A 2,518-nucleotide genomic window follows, 5' to 3' on the forward strand; every position below is an offset into this window, starting at 1 on the left:
CTACCGCTGCTGCCGCGCCGATTCATCTGGTGATTGCGGTTCGACCGGTACGTCGGGTTCTTCGAAGAACGGGGAACCACCTTTGTGCCAGGTCGTCACATAACCGATCATCAGATGAGGCTTTTCATGAAGTTACGACAAGAGCACAGGGTTGAGGTCGCCGCCGCGAAGGCGTCGCTCAGCAGAGCAACGGCCTATCGCATCGAGAAGAACGCGCAACTGCCATCACAAGTGAAGAAGCCGCGCGGCCGTCGGCGTCCCGATCCACTCGCCGACATCTTCGATGCCGAGGTCGTGCCGCTGCTGAAGGCGGCACCTGGCATTCGTCCGGTCGCCGTCTTCGATGAGATGTTGCGCCGCCATCCTGAGCTCAGCGAAGGCGTTCGCCGGACAATGGAACGGCGGATCCGTGCCTGGCGGGCCATCAATGGCGACGAGCAGGAAGTCATCTTTCGCCAGGTTCATGAGCCCGGCCGACTGGGGCTTTCCGACTTCACCAACATGAACGAACTGGGGATCACGATCGCAGGCCAGCCGCTCGATCACCTGCTTTATCACTTCCGGCTCGCCTATTCCGGCTTCGAACACGCCCACGTCGTCCTCGGTGGCGAAAGCTTCGTGGCGCTGGCCGAAGGGCTGCAGAACGCTCTCTGGTTCCTCGGCGGCGCGCCGCTTTACCATCGCAGCGACAGCCTGTCGGCGGCCTTCCGCAATCTCGATGCCGATGCCAAGGAGGACCAGACGCGGCGCTACGCAGAGCTTTGCGCGCACTACCGAATGACGCCGACCCGCAACAACAAGGGCATTGCCCACGAGAACGGTGCGATTGAGAGCCCGCATGGCCACCTCAAGAATGCGATCCGCGATGCCCTGCTGCTGCGCGGCACCCGTGACTTCGACGATCTCGATGGCTATCGCGGCTTCATCGATGAGATCGTCAGCCGGCGTAATGCCCGCTATGGCAAGCGCATCGACGCCGAGCGGGCGGCGCTGCAGCCGTTGCCGGGAACGCGCACCAGCGATTTTGAGGAGGTTGTCGTGCGGGTCTCGCGCAGCGGCGGCTTCACCTTGCGCAAGGTCTTTTACACCGTGCCATCACGGCTCATCGGGCACCGGCTGCGCGTGCGCCTTTACGACGAGCGTCTTGACCTCTTTATCGGCGGCACGCATCTGATGACCCTCCAAAGAGGGCGTGCACATGCCAGCGGCAAGCACGACCAGGTGGTCGATTATCGGCATGTCATCCATTCGCTGCGCAAAAAGCCGATGGCGCTCCTTCAGCTTGTCTATCGCGACAAGCTGTTTCCGCGGCAGGAATACCGAAGGGCCTTCGAGACCCTGCTCGACCGGCTTTCCGACAAGCAGGCCTGCAAGATCACCGTCGAGCTCCTGGCCTTGGCCCACGATCGGGGCTGCGAGCGGGAACTGGCAGAGCGGCTCGCTAAAACACTCGATGCGGGCGAACTGCCGGACATCATCGCGCTGAGGACTTTCTTCGCGCCCGATCCGGCACAGTTGCCCACCGTCAACGTTCGTCTCGCCTCCCTCCAGGGCTATGAGGCCCTGATCGACGCGCGTCATCTGGAGGACGCCGCATGAGAAACGCCCCTGCCATCGACGCCGCCACGCTCAGCACGCTGCTCAATGAACTCCGCCTGCCGGCCATCAAGGTCCTTTGGCCGGACTTTGCCGAACGGGCCGACAAGGAAGGCTGGCCAGCGGCCCGGTTCCTGTCGGTGATCGCCGAACACGAACTGGCCGAACGCGATCGCCGCCGCATCGAACGCCATCTCGCCGAGGCCCGATTGCCACCGGGAAAGACGCTCGACAGCTTTGCTTTCGACGCCGTGCCGATGGTCTCCAAGGCACAGGTCATGGCGATCGCCGCCGGCGATAGCTGGCTCGCCAAGGGAGCGAACATCCTGTTGTTCGGCCCGCCCGGTGGCGGCAAGAGCCATCTCGCCGCCGCAATCGGCCTCGCGCTCATCGAGAACGGTTGGCGGGTGCTGTTCATGCGTACGACCGAGCTCGTTCAGAAGCTGCAGGTGGCACGTCGTGAACTCCAGCTCGAATCCGCCATCGCCAAGCTCGACAAGTTCGATCTGCTCATCCTCGACGATCTCGCCTATGTGACCAAGGACCAGGCGGAAACGAGCGTGCTCTTCGAGCTCATCTCCGCGCGCTACGAGCGGCGATCGATCATGATCACCGCCAACCAGCCCTTCGGCGAATGGAACAGGGTCTTCCCCGATCCCGCCATGACACTCGCCGCCGTCGATCGTCTCGTCCACCACGCGACCATCTTTGAGATGAATGTCGAAAGCTACCGGCGTCGATCCGCGATGGAAGCCAAACGCCAGCGCGGCAGGCCGGCTTCCTTCGCGACAATCAGAAACGCCGCCGAGATCGACGCTGCGCGACAATCAGAAACCAACGAAGCCCTTGCCAGCGACAATCACGATGATACCGTCGCCGACAACCGCGACACCAGAATCTCATCCAGATTGTCGCGCTGATC

The 2,518-nt window shown here is 62.7% G+C and carries 2 protein-coding genes; both read left to right on the forward strand.

The annotated features are described in order from the left end of the window. Positions 1–84 precede the first annotated feature (84 nt). Entirely contained in the window at positions 85–1,599 is a 1,515-nt protein-coding gene (gene istA / locus ACFQWG_RS14060) for an IS21 family transposase (RefSeq protein ID WP_014331811.1), read from the forward strand. Beyond that, positions 1,596–2,516 carry an IS21-like element helper ATPase IstB gene (istB, locus tag ACFQWG_RS14065; RefSeq protein WP_014328473.1) on the forward strand — a complete coding sequence of 307 codons (921 nt, stop codon included), beginning with the start codon at positions 1,596–1,598 and terminating at the stop codon, positions 2,514–2,516. The genes istA and istB overlap by 4 nt, the downstream gene beginning before the upstream one ends. Positions 2,517–2,518: the final 2 nt, after the last annotated feature.

Source organism: Schaalia naturae, from assembly GCF_042665795.1.
Lineage (GTDB): Bacteria > Actinomycetota > Actinomycetes > Actinomycetales > Actinomycetaceae > Pauljensenia > Pauljensenia naturae.